This is a genomic window from Nitrospirota bacterium (assembly GCA_016214855.1).
Classification (GTDB): Bacteria; Nitrospirota; Thermodesulfovibrionia; order Thermodesulfovibrionales; family UBA6898; genus UBA6898.
Window position 1 is genome coordinate 1 of sequence record JACRMT010000008.1, and the last position, 17,557, is coordinate 17,557.

Consider the following 17,557-nt stretch of genomic DNA (forward strand, 5'->3'; position numbering starts at 1 on the left):
GCACCTCCGGAACTCTCAGTTCCAAAAGGATTGCCCATTCGTCGATTTGTATTCAAGTCGACACCACCAAAATAGTTGTAAAAAGCATTATCTGTCATATAGTTTTAAGTATTCAGCTGTCTCTTAACCGGACAGCAGTGATACCTCAGGAAAGAACATTAATCTGTCCGACCTGGCTGTTGTCCGCAAGCCTTATGCCGTCGCTCCCGATCTCGATAAGTCTTTTTTTGTACAGGCCGCCGATAGCTTTTTTGTAGGTTTTCTTGCTTACGCTGAACGTGCGGTAGATGAGCTCGGCCGGGCTCTTGTCCGTTATCGAAATAAATCCGCCCGCTGCTTTCAGCGCATCGATTATCCTGTCCGACAGATCAGCTACCTTCTCGTGCCCCGGCTTCTGAAGGCAGAGGTCTATCTTCCCGTCGTCCCGCACTTTTTTGATGAACCCGGGCAACTTCTGACCTTTTCTCAAGGGCTGAAAGATCTCGTTCTTGTACAAAACACCCCAGCAACAGTTGTTGATGATGGCCTTATACCCGAGCTCTGTCTGGCTGCAGATCAGAAGTTCCACCTCCTGGCCCGCCGTCAGGCTGACCGGCTCTTTATCAAGGAACCTGTTGATTTTGGAGGAAGCAGCGATACGGTTCGTTTTCTCGTCGCGGTACACATGCACGATATACGATCTGCCCTCTGCCATTTTTTCCTTCTGTTCGCCGAACGGCACGAGCAGATCTTTTTTCAGACCCCAGTCCAGAAAAGCGCCTACGGGTGTGATCGAAACGACCTTCAGTAAAGCAAACTCGCCGACCATGGCAAAGGGCCTTTTTGTGGTTGCAAGAAGCTGACCCTCGGAATCGTAAAAAATAAAAACATCGACCATGTCACCGGTATTACAGTCAGCGGACGAATAGCTGCGCGGCATGAACAGTTCTCCGAGCTCTTCTCCGTCAAGCAGGATGCCGTCATCGAATGTGTTGATAACCTTCAGTCTGTTGAATGTCCCTGTCTTTGTCATCTTAGTTATGGGTACCGGGCCGCATGGCGTCTGAGAGCGGGAAATGCGCGGCTGCGGGCAGAAAGTGAAAGCAGATGCCCGTGGCAGCCGCTTCTGTTATGACGGTCTGCAGAGAATTTCGAGTTGCTTCTGCAGCTCAGCCGGTGGAATATTATCAGGCAGTTTATTGTCTGACAGCGAAGCGGCATTGATCTTTTTTACGATGCCTTTTACCGCAAAACCGACTATTTCTTCAGGGGTCAGGCTGCCGGCGTTCTCAATGAGCAGCGGCTCTGTGTACCAATTCTCCCTGGTGGGGGCATTCCCTGCGCAGGCGATGTTGCAGTAATGTTCATTCGGCAGAGCGCCTTTGGCGTGTGCCAGGGTGCAGAGGTCGTATTTGACCAGCTGAAGCCCGCTTATGACAGGGTTTGAGCCGAGACCCAGCCGGCCCTGCAGCATCGGCATGAAGCGTGTGACATTGATGCCCGAGCAGTAGATCAGGACATCTTTATCATCTTTCCCGTCCGGGCGCACGATAAAATAGAAATAGTCATTCTTGTATTCATATCTTTTCATAGTGAAATATAATAAACTTTAGACAGATAAATCTCAACTCAGCAGTGTATCAGTGAGGGCATTCATGAGACATAACCGCATCGGCAAACAGGTTAAACCGGATAAGAGCGGCAGCGCCCGGTCTGTGGAAGAGATCGTAAGAGAGCTGAGACAGTCCGTCCGTCCATCAGGCGATTACCGTGAGCAGTCCCTTAAAATACACGGATTGATCTGCGCGAAATGCGGAAGAGAGTTTGAGGACAGGGACAGGCAGCTCCTGACGGTCCATCATCGGGATGGAAACCATAAGAACAATCCTCCTGACGGCTCCAACTGGGAAAATCTCTGCATATATTGTCATGAGGATGAGCACAGCAGGGGCCGGCTTGCAGATTATCTGAGGGCTGACGATGCCCGGCGGAAAGGGTCGTCATAAACATTCTGATTCGCATTGTCCCATATTACGGGAAAGGAGAAAGCTATGAGTATTCTGCCGGAAGGTGAACAGTTGCGAAAGGCTGTGAAATGGATATCCGACCAGAGGACCGAGCACCCAGGGATTGCCCTGTTCAGTCTGATAGAAATGGCCTCCCTGAAGTTCGACCTGACGCCGAAGGACGGCGAGTTTCTGATGCGTCATATTACTGAGCAGGACGCAGGATCGTAGGTCCCTGGCTGTGAGTTTCTTCATTGGCCGGCAGCGGTCCTCCGGGATTGTTTCTGTCATGAGGAGCAGAAGGGGGATTCGGTGAGTCTTGCACTTATCATTATTCTCTCAGGGCTTTCGGTGCCTCTCTTCTTTGTCCTGAAACGCGCGCTTCGCAGCCGCAGGATCAGACGGCTGACAGAAGTCCCTTTTCCTGCTGAATGGGAAGGGATACTGCTGAGGAACATTGCCCTGTACCGTCATCTTCCTGCGGTATTACAGAAACAGCTCCGCAATGATATCAAGATCTTCCTGGGAGAAAAACGGTTCGAGGGGCTGGGCGGCCTCGAAATGACTGATGAGATTAGAATCACTATTGCCGGAGAGGCCTGTCTGCTTCTGCTGAACAGAGAGAACCAGGACTACTCCGGGCTCACCTCCATACTCGTTTATCCGACCGCCTATGTGGCTGAAGAGACCAGGTATATCGGCGGAGGAGTGTACGCAGAGGGGCCTTCAATAAGATTGGGAGAGTCGTGGAAGCACGGGTCGGTCGTGCTCGCCTGGGACAATGTGAAGCAAGGCGGACTGAATGCCGAAGACGGCCATAATGTTGTAATGCACGAGTTTGCCCATCAGTTGGACCAGGAAGACGGTTTTGCTGACGGAGCTCCGATATTGGGAAAGAGGTCGAGCTATGCGGTCTGGGCCTCTATCATGAGCGAAGAATATGAACGATTGCGATCGAGCAGGGAGCATCACAAAAAAAGTGTGCTTGACGAATACGGCGCAACGAACCCTGCCGAGTTTTTTGCCGTAGCAACTGAGGCTTTTTTCGAAAAACCCCGGCAGCTTCAAAAAAAGTCACCTGAGCTGTATGCTGAACTCAGCGAATTTTACCAGGTGGATCCCTGCCAGTGGTTTAAGCCGAGTGCCTGACCTGACTTTGGGGCGCTGATAAACATGTGAGAGAATGACTTCCCGGGACGCGGATTCTTGAACAACCCGGCGTGATTGTGATATCTTTTCAATAGCAAAAATCCATATTCTCATTTCTAAGGTGGTTATGTCATACAAAGCATGGTTCCAATGCATCAATCCGAACTGTAACGAGAAATATCCTCTCAATACGGTCATTTACCGCTGCAAGGGCTGCAACTCACTGCTCGAGGTCCGGCATGACATGCAGGCCCTCAGCCACAGGAGCGGCACAGCATGGATGAAGCTCTTCGAGGACCGTTATAAGTCAACGCAATGGCCTTACGGCTCGGGTATCTGGGGCAAGAAGGAATGGGTACTTCCGGAGATCGATGACGAGAATATCGTCTCTCTTTATGAGGGCGGTTCGAATCTGTTCTGGGCAGAGCGCTTCGGCAAGATGGTCGGGATCGACAACCTCTGGTTAAAGCTTTGCGGTAACTCCCACAGCGGCTCCTTCAAGGACCTTGGCATGACCGTGCTCGTTTCGATGGTCAAGCAGATGATCAGCGAAGGAGCGCCGATTCAGGCGGTCGCCTGTGCATCTACGGGCGATACCTCTGCTGCGCTGGCCGTATACTGCGCTGCAGCGGGAATTCAGTCCGTGGTGCTGCTTCCCAAGGGAAAGATCTCCATTGCCCAGCTCGTTCAGCCCATTGCCAACGGGGCTCTGGTGCTCCAGCTCAACACGGATTTCGACGGCTGTATGGAGGTTGTCAGGGAGATAACCAAAGACGAGACCATATATCTTGCCAATTCAATGAACTCGCTCCGCATCGAGGGGCAGAAGACCGTAGGTATTGAGATCGTCCAGCAGTTCGACTGGGAAGTGCCTGACGTGATCGTTATTCCGGGCGGCAACCTCGGCAATGTCTCGGCCCTCGGCTCCGGTCTGCTGATGATGCGGGACCTAGGCCTCATCACCAAGCTGCCGCGCATCGTAGTTGCTCAGGCAGAACGTGCAAATCCGCTCTATCGCTCGTACCTCAAGAACTTCGAGTCCTTTGAACCCATGCAGGCGCAGAAGACCCTCGCGAGCGCCATTCAGATCGGCAATCCGGTCAGCATCGAAAAGGCGATCCGCACGCTCAGGCAGTTCGACGGCATTGTGGTCGATGCCACGGAGCAGGAGCTTGCCGATGCCTGTGCGCTCGGCGATATGACCGGCATGTTCAACTGCCCTCATACGGGTGTTGCGCTTGCAGGCATGATCAAGCTGCTCAGGGAAGGGAAGATCGACCGGTCAGAGCATGTGGTGGTCATTTCGACCGCACATGGCCTGAAGTTCACGGATTTCAAGGTCGCCTATCATGAAGGGACGCTGGACTTCCCCTGCCGTTTTTCGAACAAACCGATCGAACTGCCGCCGTCTGTGGATGCCGTAAAGGAAGCGTTGCAGCATGCACTCAAGAAGAGGAGAGATATACATGCCTGACGAGTCGTCAAACGCAAAGAACTGGAGGCCTGCCACCCTTGCCATTCACGGAAAGGGCAGACTTCCCAAGGCCCATCACGCAGTATCCACGCCGATCATGCATACGTCGAACTACTATTTCGATACTGCTGATGAGGTTGAAGAGTTCATGCGGGAGAAGGGGCAGGGCAGGGTCATCCGGGAGCATGAATACGCCCGGTACGGCAACCCCACCCAGCAGGAGTGCGAACGCAAACTCGCTGCAATAGAAGGGGCTGAAAGGGCCGTACTCTATTCATCCGGCATGGCTTCGGTGCTGCTCGTGATCATGACCTTCATGAAGCCCAAAGGACATATTATTTTTACCAGCGACTGCTACCGCCAGACCCGAGACTTTGCGATCAACTTTCTCGGCAAGTTCGGCATTGAATACTCGATTGTCGATCCTGCGGCCGAGGCCATCGAAAAGGCGGTAAGGCCGGAAACGAACATCATATTTACCGAGTCGCCGACGAATCCTTATCTGCGCGTGCTCGATATCCCGGCGATCGTAAAGATTGCAAAGGAACGCAGGATACTGACGATCATCGATGCCACGCTTGCCACGCCGTATAACATCAGGCCCATCGAGCTCGGCGTGGACGTAGTCATCCACTCTGCCACAAAGTATATGGGCGGCCACAATGATCTGATGGCAGGTGTTGCCCTCGGGTCTGCGGCATTGATGACCGATCTTTACAAGATGCAGCGCATGATCGGGGCCACCCCGGGTCCGCTCACCTGTTTTCTGCTCGAGCGCGGCCTGAAGACCTTTGGCATGCGCATGGAACATCACAACAGGGCCGGCCTTGCGGTCGCGCAGATGCTCGAAGCCCATCCGAAGATCGAAAAAGTCTGGTACCCGGCCCTTGCATCGCATCCGGACCACAAGATCGGTATGGAGCAGATGAAGGGCTTTGGCAGTGTTATCAGCTTTCTGGTGAAGGGCGGCAATACGGAAACCAGAAAGTTCATTGATGCCCTGGAACTCTTTCTGATAACGCCGAGTCTCGGGGGCAGCGAGAGCCTGGTCACGCAGATGTGGGCCATGTCCTTCTTCGACTATTCTGAAAAATACCGTCAGGATATCGGTATGGTGGACAACCTGGTCCGTCTGGCCCTGGGTCTTGAGGATGTGGACGACCTGATCGCTGATCTCCAGCAGGCACTGGACAGGATTTAACGTCCTCAGCAGCACCCTGTTTTCCCTTCATAACCAAGGAATCTGTCAGACCAGACCGACTGAATGGTGATGTATGCAAACCTGTGCCGGTCGCAGTGTTACTTTGGCACTGTCGGAAATCCGGCTTTCTCCCATGCGAGCCATCCGCCGCGAAGCACATATACATTGGTATATCCGAAATCTCTCAGCCTGAGCGCCACACCGACGCTTGTCTCCTGGTTCTTTCAGGCGCAGTACAGAACGATCTTCTGGTCAGGGGCGTAGAATCCATCGAGCTGCTCGACCTCTTGCGCATCGAGCCTGATGGCTCCTCTGATCTTTTGATCACTTCGACGCCAGTCCTTGCTGTACCGCGCATCGAAAAGAACCAATCCCTTTTCATCAAGAATGGAAAGCAGTTCCTCCTGGCTCATCCACCTTATCCTGCTGTCAGATTCCGGCGCAGTCTGGGCTGTGCAGGAGATGAGGATAAGGACCGCTACGATCACTGACCAAAGAGCAGGTATCTTCATCGCTGTTCTCCTTTTCATGTCTCCATCATAGCGCACGATTGCTGTAAGGTAAAGTGGTTACCTGACCATGCTGAACTGACAGGACCGGATCTGTTATTGACCCATATCCGGGAAAAGAACAGATACTGTTGTCCCTGATCCCTCATTACTCTGGACCCTGATGATGCCTCTCTCTCCTTCCACAATGCTCTTTGCGATGGGGAGGCCGAGGCCAGTCCCTTTCCGCGATATACTGCCGGAGAAAAAAGGTTCAAAGATCTTCTCGATATTATCGGCTGAAATGCCTCTGCCCGTGTCCTGGATCCTGACCCTGGCATAGGGCGCTCCCTTGACCATCTCCCTGTCCAGAAGCAGAGAGAGCGTGCCTCCCTTCGGCATGGCATCGAGGGCATTCTCTATAATTCTCTCCAGTGCCTCCCGGATCTGGTCCTTATCGACCCGTATGACCGTGCCGTCTCCGTAGGCTTTCTGAACCGTGATCGCCTGCTGACGAATGCTCTCCTCCCATGTCTTCAGCGCTTCGTCGAGAATGCTGCGGATATCATGATCTTCCATGAGAGGACTTCTGGTGCGAGAAAAAGCCAGCACATCGCGAAGAATACTTTCAAGTCTGCTCACTTCTTCTATGATAAATTCAGCATACTTTTGTTCTTTTTCGCTGTCAGCGATCTTCCTGAGCCTCCTGGCGAACCCGCCAACAGCGGTGAGGGGGTTTCTGATCTCATCAGCCACATTTGCGGCGATCCTGCCCAGGGCCGAAAGCTTTTCAACCTCAGCCAGTTGTTTTTTGAGCCTCTCTTTTTCCTCTTCCGCCTTTTTCCGTTCTGTTATGTCCCTGATCGCTCCGACTGCAACGATACCTCCTTCAGTCTCGAGCGGACTCAGACTGATATCCGCCGGGAACTCCGTGCCGTCTTTTCTCAGTCCGTAAATGGTCAGATTTGTGCCCATGGGCCTGACCCGCGGCTGTTCGAAATAAAGGGACACATTAGCGCGATGTCTGTTTCGATACCGCTCAGGAATGAGAAAATCGAGGTGCCTTCCTATCAGTTCGTCTTCTGTATAGCCGAAGAGCTGACTGAGCTGGGCGTTCAGGAGTACGATCTTTGAATCTTTGCTCACAAAGACCATGGCGTCAGGGGCGGACTGGAGAAGTTGTTCATAACGCTTCTGGACATTGAGAAACTCGGCGTGGCACTGCTCCAGATCAAAGGACCTCTGCCGCATTTCGGACAGGTCTTTCTCTAACTCCTCGCGACGCTTATATCTTTCCATAGCTAACGCTCCTTCATAGCTCACCCGCCTTAAATGCAGGGACTAATTCTTATTGCGCGAGAGCATGACCGGCCAAGCCAAACCTTATCGCCCTTCGGTTATTCTGTACCCGAGTTTTTCGATATTTTCCCGGGTGATCCTGATAAGATCTTCCTCTGAGATCTCGGTTTCGTCAAAGGTGAGCACGATTCTTTCCTCTTCGGCAATCACTGATTCAACACCCCTCATCCTGCCGATGAAATGCATGAGAGCCAGGGAACACTCAGCGCAGAACTCTTTCTGGACATTGATATATGACGTTTTCATTTTTTCAGTATATCACAGAGGGCAGAAGAAGACGATTTCGGTATAACAAACAGAATAGGGAGCATTGACAGTATGCATGATTGCTGATAGTATCGTTCATAATCCGACGCATTTGAGGAAAAATCCCGGAAAGAAAAAGGAGAAGAAATGGTTACCAGGAAAGCGGTGAAAAAAGCGGTCAAGAAAGTTGCAAAAAAGGTCGTGAAAGCAGAAAAGAAGATCGTTAAGTCGACAGTAAAGAAAGCAAAAGCGGTCGAAAAGAAGATCGAAAAGAAAGTTGCATCAGCAGTGAAGGCTGTTAAGAAGAAGATCAGCAAATAGGGAGCAGGCAGAAGTACATATTCAGCGGAGGTAATAGGATGAATCTTAACAAACTGATCATTGTAGCTCTTGCCATTGGTATCCTTTTCAGTGCTGTGCAGATCGCGGCTGCAGCCGAGGAGACAACTGATTTCAATGCTGCTGCCAGCATCAAGGAGAACCTGCTTTCGAATATCGGCAAGAGAGTTGCCGTCAGGATCTCTGCCGGCGATGCCATAGAGGGGATCATTGTGAAGGTAGGCGACCGTGCGGTCCAGCTTTCCAAGCTCTCAGGCAAGGATTACTACGACGCCATTGTCCAGATCGACAGGATCGAGGCGATCGTCTTTAAAGCGCGGTAATACCACGGCTATCAGGGACAGGCTGGAGGGCTTCACCTCAGAACGCCGGTTCTGGTAGTATCTCTCATGTCGCATTCCAACGGTTCAATAAAGGCCATCATGTATGCCCTGGGCGCCAACGGCGGTATCGCCCTCGCAAAGGGCGCTGCTGCCTGGCATACGGGCTCGGGCGCAATGCTTGCGGAGGCTATCCATTCCTTTGCCGACTGCGCTAATCAGGTACTGCTCCTTGTCGGCCTCAAGCGGGCAAAGCGGCCCTGTAGTGAAGAACATCCACTCGGGTACGGCAAGGCCATCTACTTCTGGTCCTTTATTGTTGCCCTCATGCTCTTCAGCATGGGAGGCATCTTCTCGATTTATGAAGGCGTTCACAAGACGCTCCATCCCGAAATGCCGGAATCGCCCTGGATCGCTGTTGTGGTCCTGCTGCTCTCGATCGGACTTGAACTGGTATCGTTGAAGGGTGCGCTTGCAGAGGTGCGCAAAGTTCAGGGCAACCGGTCTTTTCTCAAATGGTTCAGGACCAGCCGCCAGAGCGAACTGATCGTGGTGACCGGGGAAGATATTGCGGCGCTCTTCGGCCTTCTCTTTGCGCTTGCTGCTGTCCTTGCCACGATGATCACCGCCAACCCTGTCTTTGACGCCATCGGCACCATAGCGATCGGCGTTGTTCTTATTCTCGTTGCTGCAGCGGTGGGCATTGAGGTCAAGAGCCTTCTCATTGGCGAGAGCGCTGACCCCGAGACGGTCGCTGCGCTGCGGGATTTTCTGTCAGGGCGGCCGGAGGTCAGCGAGGTCTACCGTCTTATAACGCTCCAGCTCGGCATGGACCTTATGGTCTCGGCAAAAGTGCAGATGAAGGAAATGGGCACTGCCCTGCAGATGATCGAGGATATCAACAGGGTAGAGGCTGCGCTCAGGGACGGCTTTCCCCAGGTGCGGTGGATATTTTTCGAGCCTGATGTGAAGGACTAGAAGCGCATCCTTTGCAGTCCGGCAGGGAGACCTGACCTATGCGGCCGCTGATCCATGCGTTGCCGGGACGATCAGAGATAAACAATATCGTCAGGCAGATCAGTAAGCCTCTCGCAGCTTTTCCCGGTTACGGCAAAAGTATTTTCTATACCCACAGCTCCTTTGCCCGGGAAAAGAAACTTCGGTTCCACGGCAACGGTATTACCCGATAAGAGGGGTGCCCGGAATTTCGGGGCAAGCACAGGCAGTTCATCCAGTTCGAGGCCCACCCCATGTCCGACAAATTTTGCCAGTTCTCCGGGGTGTCCCATGAAGTGCTCAGCCAGACCTGCATCTTCAGCCATTTTTGCGGCCCCATAGAACAGATCTTCGCAGACCGCGCCGGGCTTAAGGTTATCTTTCACCCATGACTGTATGGCAAGGGATACTCTGAACGCATGTTCGAGATCATGATCGAGCTTGCCGATGCAGAACAGGCGGGTCATGTCAACAATATAGCCATTGTAAAATCCGCCGTAATCCACTATGATCGGAACCCCTTCTTTAATAGTATCCGCAGAGGGTCCGTACGGCGCTGCTGTCCAGTATCCTCTTCCGGTCACCGGCCCGTCAAAGCAGCCGCTGACCGCTGCATTTTCACCGCTGACCGCAATGCCGGTGATCTCCTGATTAAAGCCGCGGATGCGGAGATACCCGCCGATGCCCAGTTTCCGCAGGCAATATTCGAACTCAGCGGCAAGGTCGATCTCCCGCATGCCCGGCCTGAGAAATTCAGGGATGCTCCTGAAGGCCTTTGCAAGCATCTGGCCGCTCATCCGCATCTGTTGCAGCTCCCAATCGGATTTCACTGAACGCAGATCGCGATTGATGGAGGAGATGTCCTGAAACTCGCAATGGGGGAGCAGGTTTTTATAAAAATTGAAATGCTGCATCGGCAGGACATCAAAGGTCAGGCCAATGGCCTTTACGTTGCTGCCAAAGACGTCCGGCAGAGCACGGCTGGCAGGAAAAGGGCGAACCTCTTTTACGGCACTCTCCTGAACAGCCCGGCTGAAGCTCTTTCTGACAAGCAGGACAGGCTCGCCTTTGACCGGGACCCAGAGCACGCTGTTCTGGCGCGTGCCGGTAAAGTACAGGACATCGACAGCATAATTCAGGAGGGCTCCATCCAACCCTGCAGCGGCAGCCATTGCGCGCAGCTTTATGAGCCGCTGGGCGATCTCATCGTGAGGCATCATACTACCCTGGAGATGGTTCAAATCTTCCTCCTGCTGTCCATGAGGGCCTGGACCGGCTTGAGCCCGTAAGGGCTTCCCTGTTCAATAGCCGTAAGAACGGTTCCTCCGCCGGTGAAGAAATAGTAGTTGGCATTATCCATAACAGACAAATAGAGTCCTGGGCAGAGGTCCTTGAATTCCTGGAGCGTATCGCCGCCGCCGTACAGTTTCAGGGCAGAACTGTTCCTGTCTATGGTCTGATCAAGGGCCTGGGAACCGGCTGAGAAATGGGGCGTGAACCCCATGACAGCATTGACAAAGATCGTCTTTGCCGCAGCGATGACAGAGGATACCGCAGGGTCTTCAAAGGATGCAGGATCGATATCCAGGACATATCCGTATGAGTTGCCCGGTCTGAAGTTCTTGACCGATATGCTCCGGTACCTGCCCTCTGTACGTGATTCAAGGATATCGGACTCGACGAGATGAGGCAATTCCACGATCTTTTTCCTGACCTTATCTTTTTCGACCAGTTCCCTTGCAAGCTCAATGTCCTCATCAAGAACGCCTTTTATTTTCACCTGATATTTTGCGCAGAGATAGGTGTTATAAATAACGCCGCCCAGGATAAGATGGTCGACTTTTTCGTAGATGGCAGAGAGCGGCCTGATCTTGGTGTCGTATTTCGAGCCTGCGACAACAGCAAGGAAGGGTCTTTCCGGGTGGAGTACCTTGTCGAGATGCAGGATCTCCTGCTGCATCAAAAAACCGGCGTATGAGGGAAGATGGCGCGTGATGTTATATGTCGAGGCATGCGGCTGCCATGATCCGAAGGCGTCGTTTACATAGATGTCGGCAAGGCCGGCAAGCTGGAGTGCGAAACTTTCTGCCGCATCTCCCTTTGCCTCTTCCCCCTGAAACCAGCGCGTGTTCGGCAGATAAATACCACCAAGTCTTCTTTCTCTCAGTTCCCTGATGGCAAGATTGATCGACGTGTCGATCCCGGGGATCCCCTTCTCCGGGTCAGCAGGGATTCCGGGAACATGGATCTTCGTATGCAGCTTCTGTTCCAGATACTGCACGATGGGGCCCACGGATTCTTCGGGCCTGCAGACGATGCCCCCTGATCTCTTGTCCCGCGGTCTTCCGACATGGGTCATCATGATCGGCCTGCCTCCCCGCTCTACAATATGGTACAGGGTGCCGATAGTCCTGTCGATCCTGAAGGGGTCGCGTATCTCGTTGTTCTTTACCACATTATGATCGAAGCGGACCAGAACGATCTTTCCGTTGAGATCAGCCTCCTGGATAAGCGGAAGCCCCCGCTCTGTCTGCGTATTGATCATGGATTACCTCGTATTCTGAAAATTGCAAATAAGTATAACGTTGCTGCTCAAAGTTTATTGCATCAAAGGTCCTGTGTCAAACAGATCGAGCGCCTTTATCCGCCGCTTTTCCTCGTGAGGCTCTCTTCTGATTGAGAGATAATGCCGTGGAGCATCTGTGCCTCCTGTTCGGTGATACCGCTTCTGGCAATGAGGCGCTTGAGGTGTGTCATGACCTGTTCATCATTATCCCGGATGCCCTTGGCCTTATAGCCTGCCATTTTCATGAGCGTTCTGAGCCTCTCAAAAAGACTGCCGAACTCTTCGCTGCTGATTATGGCTGGAGAGGGTGCAACTGAGTGATCGCCGAACGAGAGCTCATAAGCGATGAGGAGAACTGCCTGGGCAAGATTGAACGAAGGATGTTCAGGCGAAGCCGGGATCCTGAGCATGAAGGAACAGGCTGCGGTTTCGTCATTGGTAAGCCCCCGGTCTTCCCTGCCGAAGAGCAGGGCGATGCGGTTATGCTTTGACAGACCTCTGATCGTGTCAGCCGCTTCGCGGACAGGATAGACCAGACCGCGCTTTTTGCCGGGCCTTCGCGTAGTGCCGATGACGACAGATTTGTTGTTCAAGGCATCTGTCAGTTCAGGATGGATTTTGGCGCAAGCGAGAATATCTTCTGCTCCGTGAGCAAACCATCCAGCCTCTTCAGAAGGGAATCTCCGCGGCCTGACAAGTTCGAGGCGTGAAAATCCGAGATTTTTCAAAGCCCGGGCAGAAGCGCCGATATTCCCGCTCTCCATCGTCTCAATAAGCACAAAGGAGACATTGTCTTTCCATCGCTCCACGACGTTACTTCACCATCTTATGACGATGCCTTCCGGATCGTCTCCAGAAGATCCCACTGCTCGTAAGCTGCTGCGATATCTTTCTCGAACTGTTCTATCTGTGCCTTGGCCTCCGGTATCCTGTTTCCATCCTGACGATAAAAAGCCGGGTCAGCAAGCGACTCATACAGCCTGTCGCGTTCCGCTTCCAGTGATTCTATCCTGGCCGGCAGCTCCTCCAGTTCCTTCTTTTCCTTAAAGGTAAGGGTGCGCAGGCGCTCCATCCTGGTCCGCGGCTTTTCGGCTGCGCTCTTCTTTTCCTGCTTTGTGGTCTGGTCTGTCCCGGCCGGTAATGCCGGACTGCGCTGGCGCAGCCAGTCATCGTAACCACCTACATATTCTGCGACATTCCCATTGCCTTCAAATACGATGGTGCTGGTCACCACATTATTCAGAAATTCCCGGTCATGACTGACGATCAGAACCGTGCCCTCGTATTCCACCAGCATCTCCTCAAGAAGATCGAGCGTATCAACGTCAAGATCATTGGTCGGTTCATCCATAACAAGGACATTTGACGGCTTGGTAAAGAGCTTGGCCAGGAGGGCGCGATTTCGCTCGCCGCCCGAGAGCACCTTGACCGGCGAGCGGGCACGTTCCGAGGGAAAGAGAAAATCTTCAAGATATCCTATGATATGACGCGATCTTCCATTGACCGTCACATGTTCGAACCCGTCTCCCACATTCTCGATGACCGACTTATTGTCATCGAGCTGTGCCCGATGCTGATCGAAATAAGCAACCTGAAGATTGGTTCCAGTGCGCACAGAACCGCTTAGAGGAACTAACGTGCCCAACAGGATCTTGAGCAGCGTGGTCTTGCCTGACCCGTTTGGACCGATGATCCCGATCTTGTCCCCGCGTAGGATCGTCGTTGAAAAGTCGCGGATCAGGGTCCGGTCCTCATAGGTATGACCGATCTTCTTTGCCACAATGACCTGCCTGCCGGACCGTTCTGCCTCGTTCAGTTTCATGCTGGCGCTGCCGGTCAGTTCCCGCCGGGCAAGACGCTGCCTTCTCAGTTCCTTCAGTGCCCTTACGCGTCCTTCGTTGCGCGTGCGGCGCGCTTTGATACCCTGCCGTATCCAGGCCTCTTCCTGGCTGAGCTTTTTGTCGAAGAGAGCACTCTGCGTTGCTTCAGCATCCAGCTCTGCCTGTCTCCTTGCTACATAGGTGTTATAATCGCCGGGCCAGTCAGTCAGTCGTCCTCTGTCCAGTTCGACGATGCGTGTTGCCAGGGTCTGAAGAAATCTGCGGTCATGAGTAATGAAGAGTATGGCGCCGTTGAACCCCAGAAGGAACTCCTCGAGCCAGCTGATCGATTCGATGTCAAGATGGTTGGTCGGTTCATCGAGCAGCAGGAGATCAGGTTCATTCACCAGCGCCCGTGCAAGAAGGACCTTTCGTTTATATCCGCCGGAAAGATCGGCTACTGAAGCATCAGGGTCAAGACCGAGACGCGAAAGGACCGTATCCACCCGCTGCTGCATCTGCCAGCCGCCTGCTGCCTCGATCTGGTGCTGTATACGTTCGAGTTCAGCCATCAGGGCAGCTGAATCACCGGCGTGACTGAGGCGGCTGCTCACTGTATGGTATTCTGAAAAAAGACCGACCAGGCTGCCGAGACCTTCCGAGACAGCATCGAACACGGTGCCTGAAAGATACTGCGGAACTTCCTGGTCAAGCACTGTTATCCGCACGCCCTGCTCATAAATGACCTCACCGCTGTCAGGGATGATCTCCCTGCCGATGATCTTCAGCAGCGTGGATTTTCCGGCACCGTTCCTGCCGACCAGGCAGACACGTTCTCTGCGCTCGATCTGCAGGGTAACGCCGTCTATCAGCTCCGGCCCGCCGAAGGCGATCCTCACATCCTGTAAACTTACCAATGCCACATTTCACCTCAAAAAGATCTTTTGTGTGTATTATAACGGAAGCAGAGAATCACCGGATGGATGTTTTCATTTTGTCCTTTACTTACTGCGCAGAATTGTGTTACTCTTATAACTAGAATTTCTGAAGTTTTTGCCGTTTATTAAACCACAAAGACTTTTTGACTTTGTGGCTTTTTTTTTGCTGCGACCTTCTGAGATTTGAGTTTAAAAAAAGGAGGTATAACAAATGGCTAATGGAACAGTAAAGTGGTTCAAAGGCCCCAAGGCAGTTAACGTGACAAAGCTGTAATTGATTGACAAAATGCCCCCTTGCTTCGGCAGGGGGGATTTTTTTTTGGAGGGAATTTGAACCGACACGATTATGCAGCAAAGATGGAATTGAAAAAGCAGAACAACATTGCTGCGGGCCTGGTATCAGAACGATTTCCCTCAGTCACCGGCATGGTCATTCATATGACCTATTACCGGAAGGCTGCCATTCCTCTTCTCATGGTGCGCACGCTGAACATCTTTCCCGATTCGTTTGCCTACTTCAAGATGGACTGTATGATCAAGGGCTGCAGCGGAGGCGGTTTTGACCTGACCTCGGTTGTTGCCGGCATGGTCAAATCGAAGAAGAAGGAAGGGAAGGGGACCATTACCTGTAATGGGAAGATAGACGTGCTTGAACCCGGTCATGCGAGCATCGAGTACCAGGCTGCGATACGGTATAAGAAATCCCCAAAAAGCAATTCTTAGCCATTACGTTTGCTCTTGTCTTGTTGCCGATCCTTTTACATTTTCATTCTCATCATCCCTGCGACAGCCCCTCCGAAGAAAGCGAGCAACCAGCAGCTGTAAATTGAAATACTGACGCGGTGGAACACCCGATTGGCGGCTTCCGCCCGGTTTGTGCTTGATGCAATCAGGGCCAGAAGGAAATGGAATGCCATTCCGGACAGGGAAGCGATCCCGGCTATGCTGTGCCAGACGGGCGGTTTGCCGTAAGCAATGGCGATCAGGTTCATCTGGTATGTTCCCAAAAAGTCACAGATCAGGCCTGCGCCGAAAATGATCAGATGCTTGCGGTGAAGACCCTGGCGGCGTCCGCTGAAAACCGCCCACGTATAACATATCAGCGCCAGCATCATCCATATGACAGCCTGTATCAGCATGGGGTTATTATCCCTATTCTGCCTTACGATGCATTAAGCCGGCTGGCGGGTTGCATGAAACACTTTTTCCCTTCCATCAAGTTTTAGTTTGCTGCCCTTATTGCCTCTGTCGGTGGTCCTAATATACAGCTTCATCCCTAGCTGTTTCCGATTCTTTGAGCGGCGCGCATGCGAGTCCTGCCAGCTTCTTCCTCGCGGTTCCGCGCTGGTGCGTTCGTCTGAAGCGAGTTCAGAAGGTTTTTTGAAGCTGCTGCTATTTCGTTGACCGCTGCGAAAAATGCAGTTTCGTTGGTTTTCGACGGCTTGTTAAAGCCACTTACCTTTCTTACGAATTGTAGTGCGGCCGAGCGAATTTCCTCGTCTGTCACCGGTGGCTCGAAGTTGAACAGAATCTTGATGTTTCTACACATAAGCCTTACCTCGCTGTTTCAGAGTTATCTAACGCCCGGGAAAAGCCCGGACAAGGGGTCAGACTTGTTTATTGACATTTGTCCTCTTTACCAGATGTTTCATGACCTTCTCCACTTCTTCCTTTAGGCCGCTTCTTTCCTTCAGGTATCTGGTAATCACTGCTGGGTCCTTTCGTATATGCCTGGCTATCTCCCTGCCCTTATACCCATACTCACTGGCCACAATACTGAAAACCCTCCTCCCTGTCAGTATCCCCCGGTCTTTGCTCTTTACTCTGAGTTGGCCTATGGTTATTCCATAGCCCTTCTCTATGCCCCCGGCTATCTCAGGCAGGCTGTATTGTCTCAGTCTTTTTTTGCTGGCGACTTCAATTTCGCTGCTCTGCATTATCCGGTCAAGAAAACTCTCATCCCCCAGCACCCGCTGATCAATGATGGTATAGATATCATCTTTTTCTACCGTAAGACCATCATCCATAAAGGCACGGTAGAGTTTTCTTGCTTTTGTCTTGTTCTCCGAAAAGAGTCTCAATACCTGATCCTCATCAACAAGCTCATTTCCCACTATCTTGTGTGCATAGCAGGGGTGGCTGCTCCAGGGATACGCGTCCGGTGTTGTGGCTATTTTTGCCCTCACAGGGTTCAGATGTATGTATTTGACGAGTGACAGGAGATATTGATCCCGGTCGCAGAGTATGGACTTGTATCTTCCCTGAAAAAGATGGCCTGCGGTTTTATATGTTTTGTTGAAATATGCCGTATAACTCTGGTTGATTCCCTGCAGTATCTTGGACAAATGAACTGCCCCGGTCTCTATCAATAGATGGACATGGTTGCTCATCAGAACATAGGCATAGAGTCGAAACGGGTGAGACTTCTTGTATCGTGCAAGTATTTCGAGGTATTTAATGCGATCAAGGGTGTCTTTGAATATCTTCTGTCTTTGATTGCCCCGGGTTATGATGTGATAGAATGCGCCCTCAAATTCTATCCTCGGTTTCCGTGCCATAGCATAACCCTATCAAGTCATCTGCGGAATGTCAATAAGCAAGTCTGACCCCATAGGCTTTCTCCATATCTCCCGCCCTTCGACGAGTTGAGCCCCGCGCTACGAAGCGCGGGACTCG

21 protein-coding genes are annotated in these 17,557 nt (G+C 52.3%); 9 read left to right on the plus strand and 12 right to left on the minus strand.

The window, feature by feature from the left end:
- Window positions 1–145: 145 nt before the first annotated feature.
- Window positions 146–1,012, minus strand: a complete 867-nt coding sequence (locus HZB62_08770) for a GntR family transcriptional regulator (GenBank protein MBI5075237.1) — start codon at window positions 1,010–1,012, stop codon at window positions 146–148.
- 96 nt (window positions 1,013–1,108) lie between these two features.
- Window positions 1,109–1,570, minus strand: coding sequence for a hypothetical protein (locus tag HZB62_08775; protein ID MBI5075238.1), 462 nt, complete (start codon window positions 1,568–1,570; stop codon window positions 1,109–1,111).
- Between the two features lie 64 nt (window positions 1,571–1,634).
- Between HZB62_08775 and HZB62_08780 the strand changes: the two genes are divergently transcribed.
- The 5 genes from HZB62_08780 (at window position 1,635) to HZB62_08800 (ending at window position 5,809) form a co-directional block, all read left to right on the plus strand.
- Window positions 1,635–1,985, plus strand: a complete 351-nt coding sequence (locus HZB62_08780; GenBank protein MBI5075239.1) for an HNH nuclease family protein — start codon at window positions 1,635–1,637, stop codon at window positions 1,983–1,985.
- Window positions 1,986–2,030: 45 nt separating this feature from the next.
- Window positions 2,031–2,216 (plus strand): hypothetical protein, encoded by a 186-nt coding sequence (locus HZB62_08785; protein ID MBI5075240.1) that lies wholly within the window; start codon window positions 2,031–2,033, stop codon window positions 2,214–2,216.
- Between the two features lie 138 nt (window positions 2,217–2,354).
- Window positions 2,355–3,134, plus strand: coding sequence for a zinc-dependent peptidase (locus tag HZB62_08790; GenBank protein ID MBI5075241.1), 780 nt, complete (start codon window positions 2,355–2,357; stop codon window positions 3,132–3,134).
- Between the two features lie 127 nt (window positions 3,135–3,261).
- Window positions 3,262–4,608 carry a threonine synthase gene (gene thrC, locus HZB62_08795; protein MBI5075242.1) on the plus strand — a complete coding sequence of 449 codons (1,347 nt, stop codon included), beginning with the start codon at window positions 3,262–3,264 and terminating at the stop codon, window positions 4,606–4,608.
- The gene (locus HZB62_08800; GenBank protein MBI5075243.1) at window positions 4,601–5,809 is read left to right on the plus strand and encodes a PLP-dependent transferase; all 1,209 of its coding nucleotides are present in this window, start codon (window positions 4,601–4,603) and stop codon (window positions 5,807–5,809) included. The genes thrC and HZB62_08800 overlap by 8 nt, the downstream gene beginning before the upstream one ends.
- A 224-nt stretch (window positions 5,810–6,033) precedes the next feature.
- Here the strand turns inward: HZB62_08800 and HZB62_08805 are convergent, their stop codons facing one another.
- From HZB62_08805 to HZB62_08815, 3 genes are all read right to left on the minus strand, one after another.
- On the minus strand, window positions 6,034–6,339 hold the full coding sequence (locus tag HZB62_08805) for a hypothetical protein (GenBank protein ID MBI5075244.1): 306 nt from the start codon (window positions 6,337–6,339) through the stop codon (window positions 6,034–6,036).
- A gap of 75 nt (window positions 6,340–6,414) precedes the next feature.
- A complete protein-coding gene (locus HZB62_08810; protein MBI5075245.1) occupies window positions 6,415–7,596 on the minus strand; it encodes a PAS domain S-box protein in 1,182 nt (393 codons plus the stop codon).
- Window positions 7,597–7,680: 84 nt separating this feature from the next.
- Window positions 7,681–7,902 carry a hypothetical protein gene (locus HZB62_08815; GenBank protein MBI5075246.1) on the minus strand — a complete coding sequence of 74 codons (222 nt, stop codon included), beginning with the start codon at window positions 7,900–7,902 and terminating at the stop codon, window positions 7,681–7,683.
- Between the two features lie 147 nt (window positions 7,903–8,049).
- Here HZB62_08815 and HZB62_08820 point away from each other — a divergent pair, with 147 nt between their 5' ends.
- The 3 genes from HZB62_08820 to HZB62_08830 all read left to right on the plus strand — a co-directional run bounded on the left by HZB62_08820 (window position 8,050) and on the right by HZB62_08830 (window position 9,539).
- Window positions 8,050–8,223, plus strand: a complete 174-nt coding sequence (locus tag HZB62_08820; protein ID MBI5075247.1) for a hypothetical protein — start codon at window positions 8,050–8,052, stop codon at window positions 8,221–8,223.
- Between the two features lie 38 nt (window positions 8,224–8,261).
- Window positions 8,262–8,564: a hypothetical protein gene (locus HZB62_08825; GenBank protein MBI5075248.1), complete on the plus strand. Its 303-nt coding sequence runs from the start codon at window positions 8,262–8,264 to the stop codon at window positions 8,562–8,564.
- Between the two features lie 66 nt (window positions 8,565–8,630).
- Window positions 8,631–9,539 carry a cation diffusion facilitator family transporter gene (locus HZB62_08830; GenBank protein ID MBI5075249.1) on the plus strand — a complete coding sequence of 303 codons (909 nt, stop codon included), beginning with the start codon at window positions 8,631–8,633 and terminating at the stop codon, window positions 9,537–9,539.
- Window positions 9,540–9,610: 71 nt separating this feature from the next.
- Here HZB62_08830 and HZB62_08835 read toward each other — a convergent pair whose 3' ends face one another.
- From HZB62_08835 to HZB62_08850, 4 genes are all read right to left on the minus strand, one after another.
- On the minus strand, window positions 9,611–10,777 hold the full coding sequence (locus HZB62_08835) for an aminopeptidase P family protein (GenBank protein MBI5075250.1): 1,167 nt from the start codon (window positions 10,775–10,777) through the stop codon (window positions 9,611–9,613).
- 17 nt (window positions 10,778–10,794) lie between these two features.
- A complete protein-coding gene (locus HZB62_08840) occupies window positions 10,795–12,102 on the minus strand; it encodes a phosphoglycerate kinase (protein ID MBI5075251.1) in 1,308 nt (435 codons plus the stop codon).
- 95 nt (window positions 12,103–12,197) lie between these two features.
- The gene (locus HZB62_08845; protein ID MBI5075252.1) at window positions 12,198–12,932 is read right to left on the minus strand and encodes an RNA methyltransferase; all 735 of its coding nucleotides are present in this window, start codon (window positions 12,930–12,932) and stop codon (window positions 12,198–12,200) included.
- A 17-nt stretch (window positions 12,933–12,949) separates the two neighbouring features.
- Entirely contained in the window at window positions 12,950–14,866 is a 1,917-nt protein-coding gene (locus HZB62_08850) for an ATP-binding cassette domain-containing protein (protein MBI5075253.1), read from the minus strand.
- A 345-nt stretch (window positions 14,867–15,211) separates the two neighbouring features.
- Here HZB62_08850 and HZB62_08855 point away from each other — a divergent pair, with 345 nt between their 5' ends.
- The gene (locus tag HZB62_08855; GenBank protein MBI5075254.1) at window positions 15,212–15,604 is read left to right on the plus strand and encodes a hypothetical protein; all 393 of its coding nucleotides are present in this window, start codon (window positions 15,212–15,214) and stop codon (window positions 15,602–15,604) included.
- 35 nt (window positions 15,605–15,639) lie between these two features.
- Here HZB62_08855 and HZB62_08860 read toward each other — a convergent pair whose 3' ends face one another.
- The 3 genes from HZB62_08860 to HZB62_08870 all read right to left on the minus strand — a co-directional run bounded on the left by HZB62_08860 (window position 15,640) and on the right by HZB62_08870 (window position 17,439).
- Window positions 15,640–16,020: a TIGR03987 family protein gene (locus HZB62_08860; GenBank protein ID MBI5075255.1), complete on the minus strand. Its 381-nt coding sequence runs from the start codon at window positions 16,018–16,020 to the stop codon at window positions 15,640–15,642.
- A 137-nt stretch (window positions 16,021–16,157) separates the two neighbouring features.
- Window positions 16,158–16,430, minus strand: coding sequence for a DUF2277 domain-containing protein (locus tag HZB62_08865; protein MBI5075256.1), 273 nt, complete (start codon window positions 16,428–16,430; stop codon window positions 16,158–16,160).
- A 58-nt stretch (window positions 16,431–16,488) separates the two neighbouring features.
- On the minus strand, window positions 16,489–17,439 hold the full coding sequence (locus HZB62_08870; protein MBI5075257.1) for a transposase: 951 nt from the start codon (window positions 17,437–17,439) through the stop codon (window positions 16,489–16,491).
- Window positions 17,440–17,557: the final 118 nt, after the last annotated feature.

What these genes read in the sequence shown, in the direction of transcription:
- HZB62_08770 (MBI5075237.1), bottom strand. Translation starts at nt 1,012, where the DNA reads ATGACAAAGACAGGGACATTCAACAGACTGAAGGTTATCAACACATTC.
- HZB62_08775 (MBI5075238.1), bottom strand. Translation starts at nt 1,570, where the DNA reads ATGAAAAGATATGAATACAAGAATGACTATTTCTATTTTATCGTGCGC.
- HZB62_08780 (MBI5075239.1), top strand. Translation starts at nt 1,635, where the DNA reads ATGAGACATAACCGCATCGGCAAACAGGTTAAACCGGATAAGAGCGGC.
- HZB62_08785 (MBI5075240.1), top strand. Translation starts at nt 2,031, where the DNA reads ATGAGTATTCTGCCGGAAGGTGAACAGTTGCGAAAGGCTGTGAAATGG.
- thrC (MBI5075242.1), top strand. Translation starts at nt 3,262, where the DNA reads ATGTCATACAAAGCATGGTTCCAATGCATCAATCCGAACTGTAACGAG.
- HZB62_08800 (MBI5075243.1), top strand. Translation starts at nt 4,601, where the DNA reads ATGCCTGACGAGTCGTCAAACGCAAAGAACTGGAGGCCTGCCACCCTT.
- HZB62_08805 (MBI5075244.1), bottom strand. Translation starts at nt 6,339, where the DNA reads ATGAAAAGGAGAACAGCGATGAAGATACCTGCTCTTTGGTCAGTGATC.
- HZB62_08810 (MBI5075245.1), bottom strand. Translation starts at nt 7,596, where the DNA reads ATGGAAAGATATAAGCGTCGCGAGGAGTTAGAGAAAGACCTGTCCGAA.
- HZB62_08815 (MBI5075246.1), bottom strand. Translation starts at nt 7,902, where the DNA reads ATGAAAACGTCATATATCAATGTCCAGAAAGAGTTCTGCGCTGAGTGT.
- HZB62_08820 (MBI5075247.1), top strand. Translation starts at nt 8,050, where the DNA reads ATGGTTACCAGGAAAGCGGTGAAAAAAGCGGTCAAGAAAGTTGCAAAA.
- HZB62_08825 (MBI5075248.1), top strand. Translation starts at nt 8,262, where the DNA reads ATGAATCTTAACAAACTGATCATTGTAGCTCTTGCCATTGGTATCCTT.
- HZB62_08830 (MBI5075249.1), top strand. Translation starts at nt 8,631, where the DNA reads ATGTCGCATTCCAACGGTTCAATAAAGGCCATCATGTATGCCCTGGGC.
- HZB62_08835 (MBI5075250.1), bottom strand. Translation starts at nt 10,777, where the DNA reads ATGATGCCTCACGATGAGATCGCCCAGCGGCTCATAAAGCTGCGCGCA.
- HZB62_08840 (MBI5075251.1), bottom strand. Translation starts at nt 12,102, where the DNA reads ATGATCAATACGCAGACAGAGCGGGGGCTTCCGCTTATCCAGGAGGCT.
- HZB62_08860 (MBI5075255.1), bottom strand. Translation starts at nt 16,020, where the DNA reads ATGCTGATACAGGCTGTCATATGGATGATGCTGGCGCTGATATGTTAT.
- HZB62_08865 (MBI5075256.1), bottom strand. Translation starts at nt 16,430, where the DNA reads ATGTGTAGAAACATCAAGATTCTGTTCAACTTCGAGCCACCGGTGACA.
- HZB62_08870 (MBI5075257.1), bottom strand. Translation starts at nt 17,439, where the DNA reads ATGGCACGGAAACCGAGGATAGAATTTGAGGGCGCATTCTATCACATC.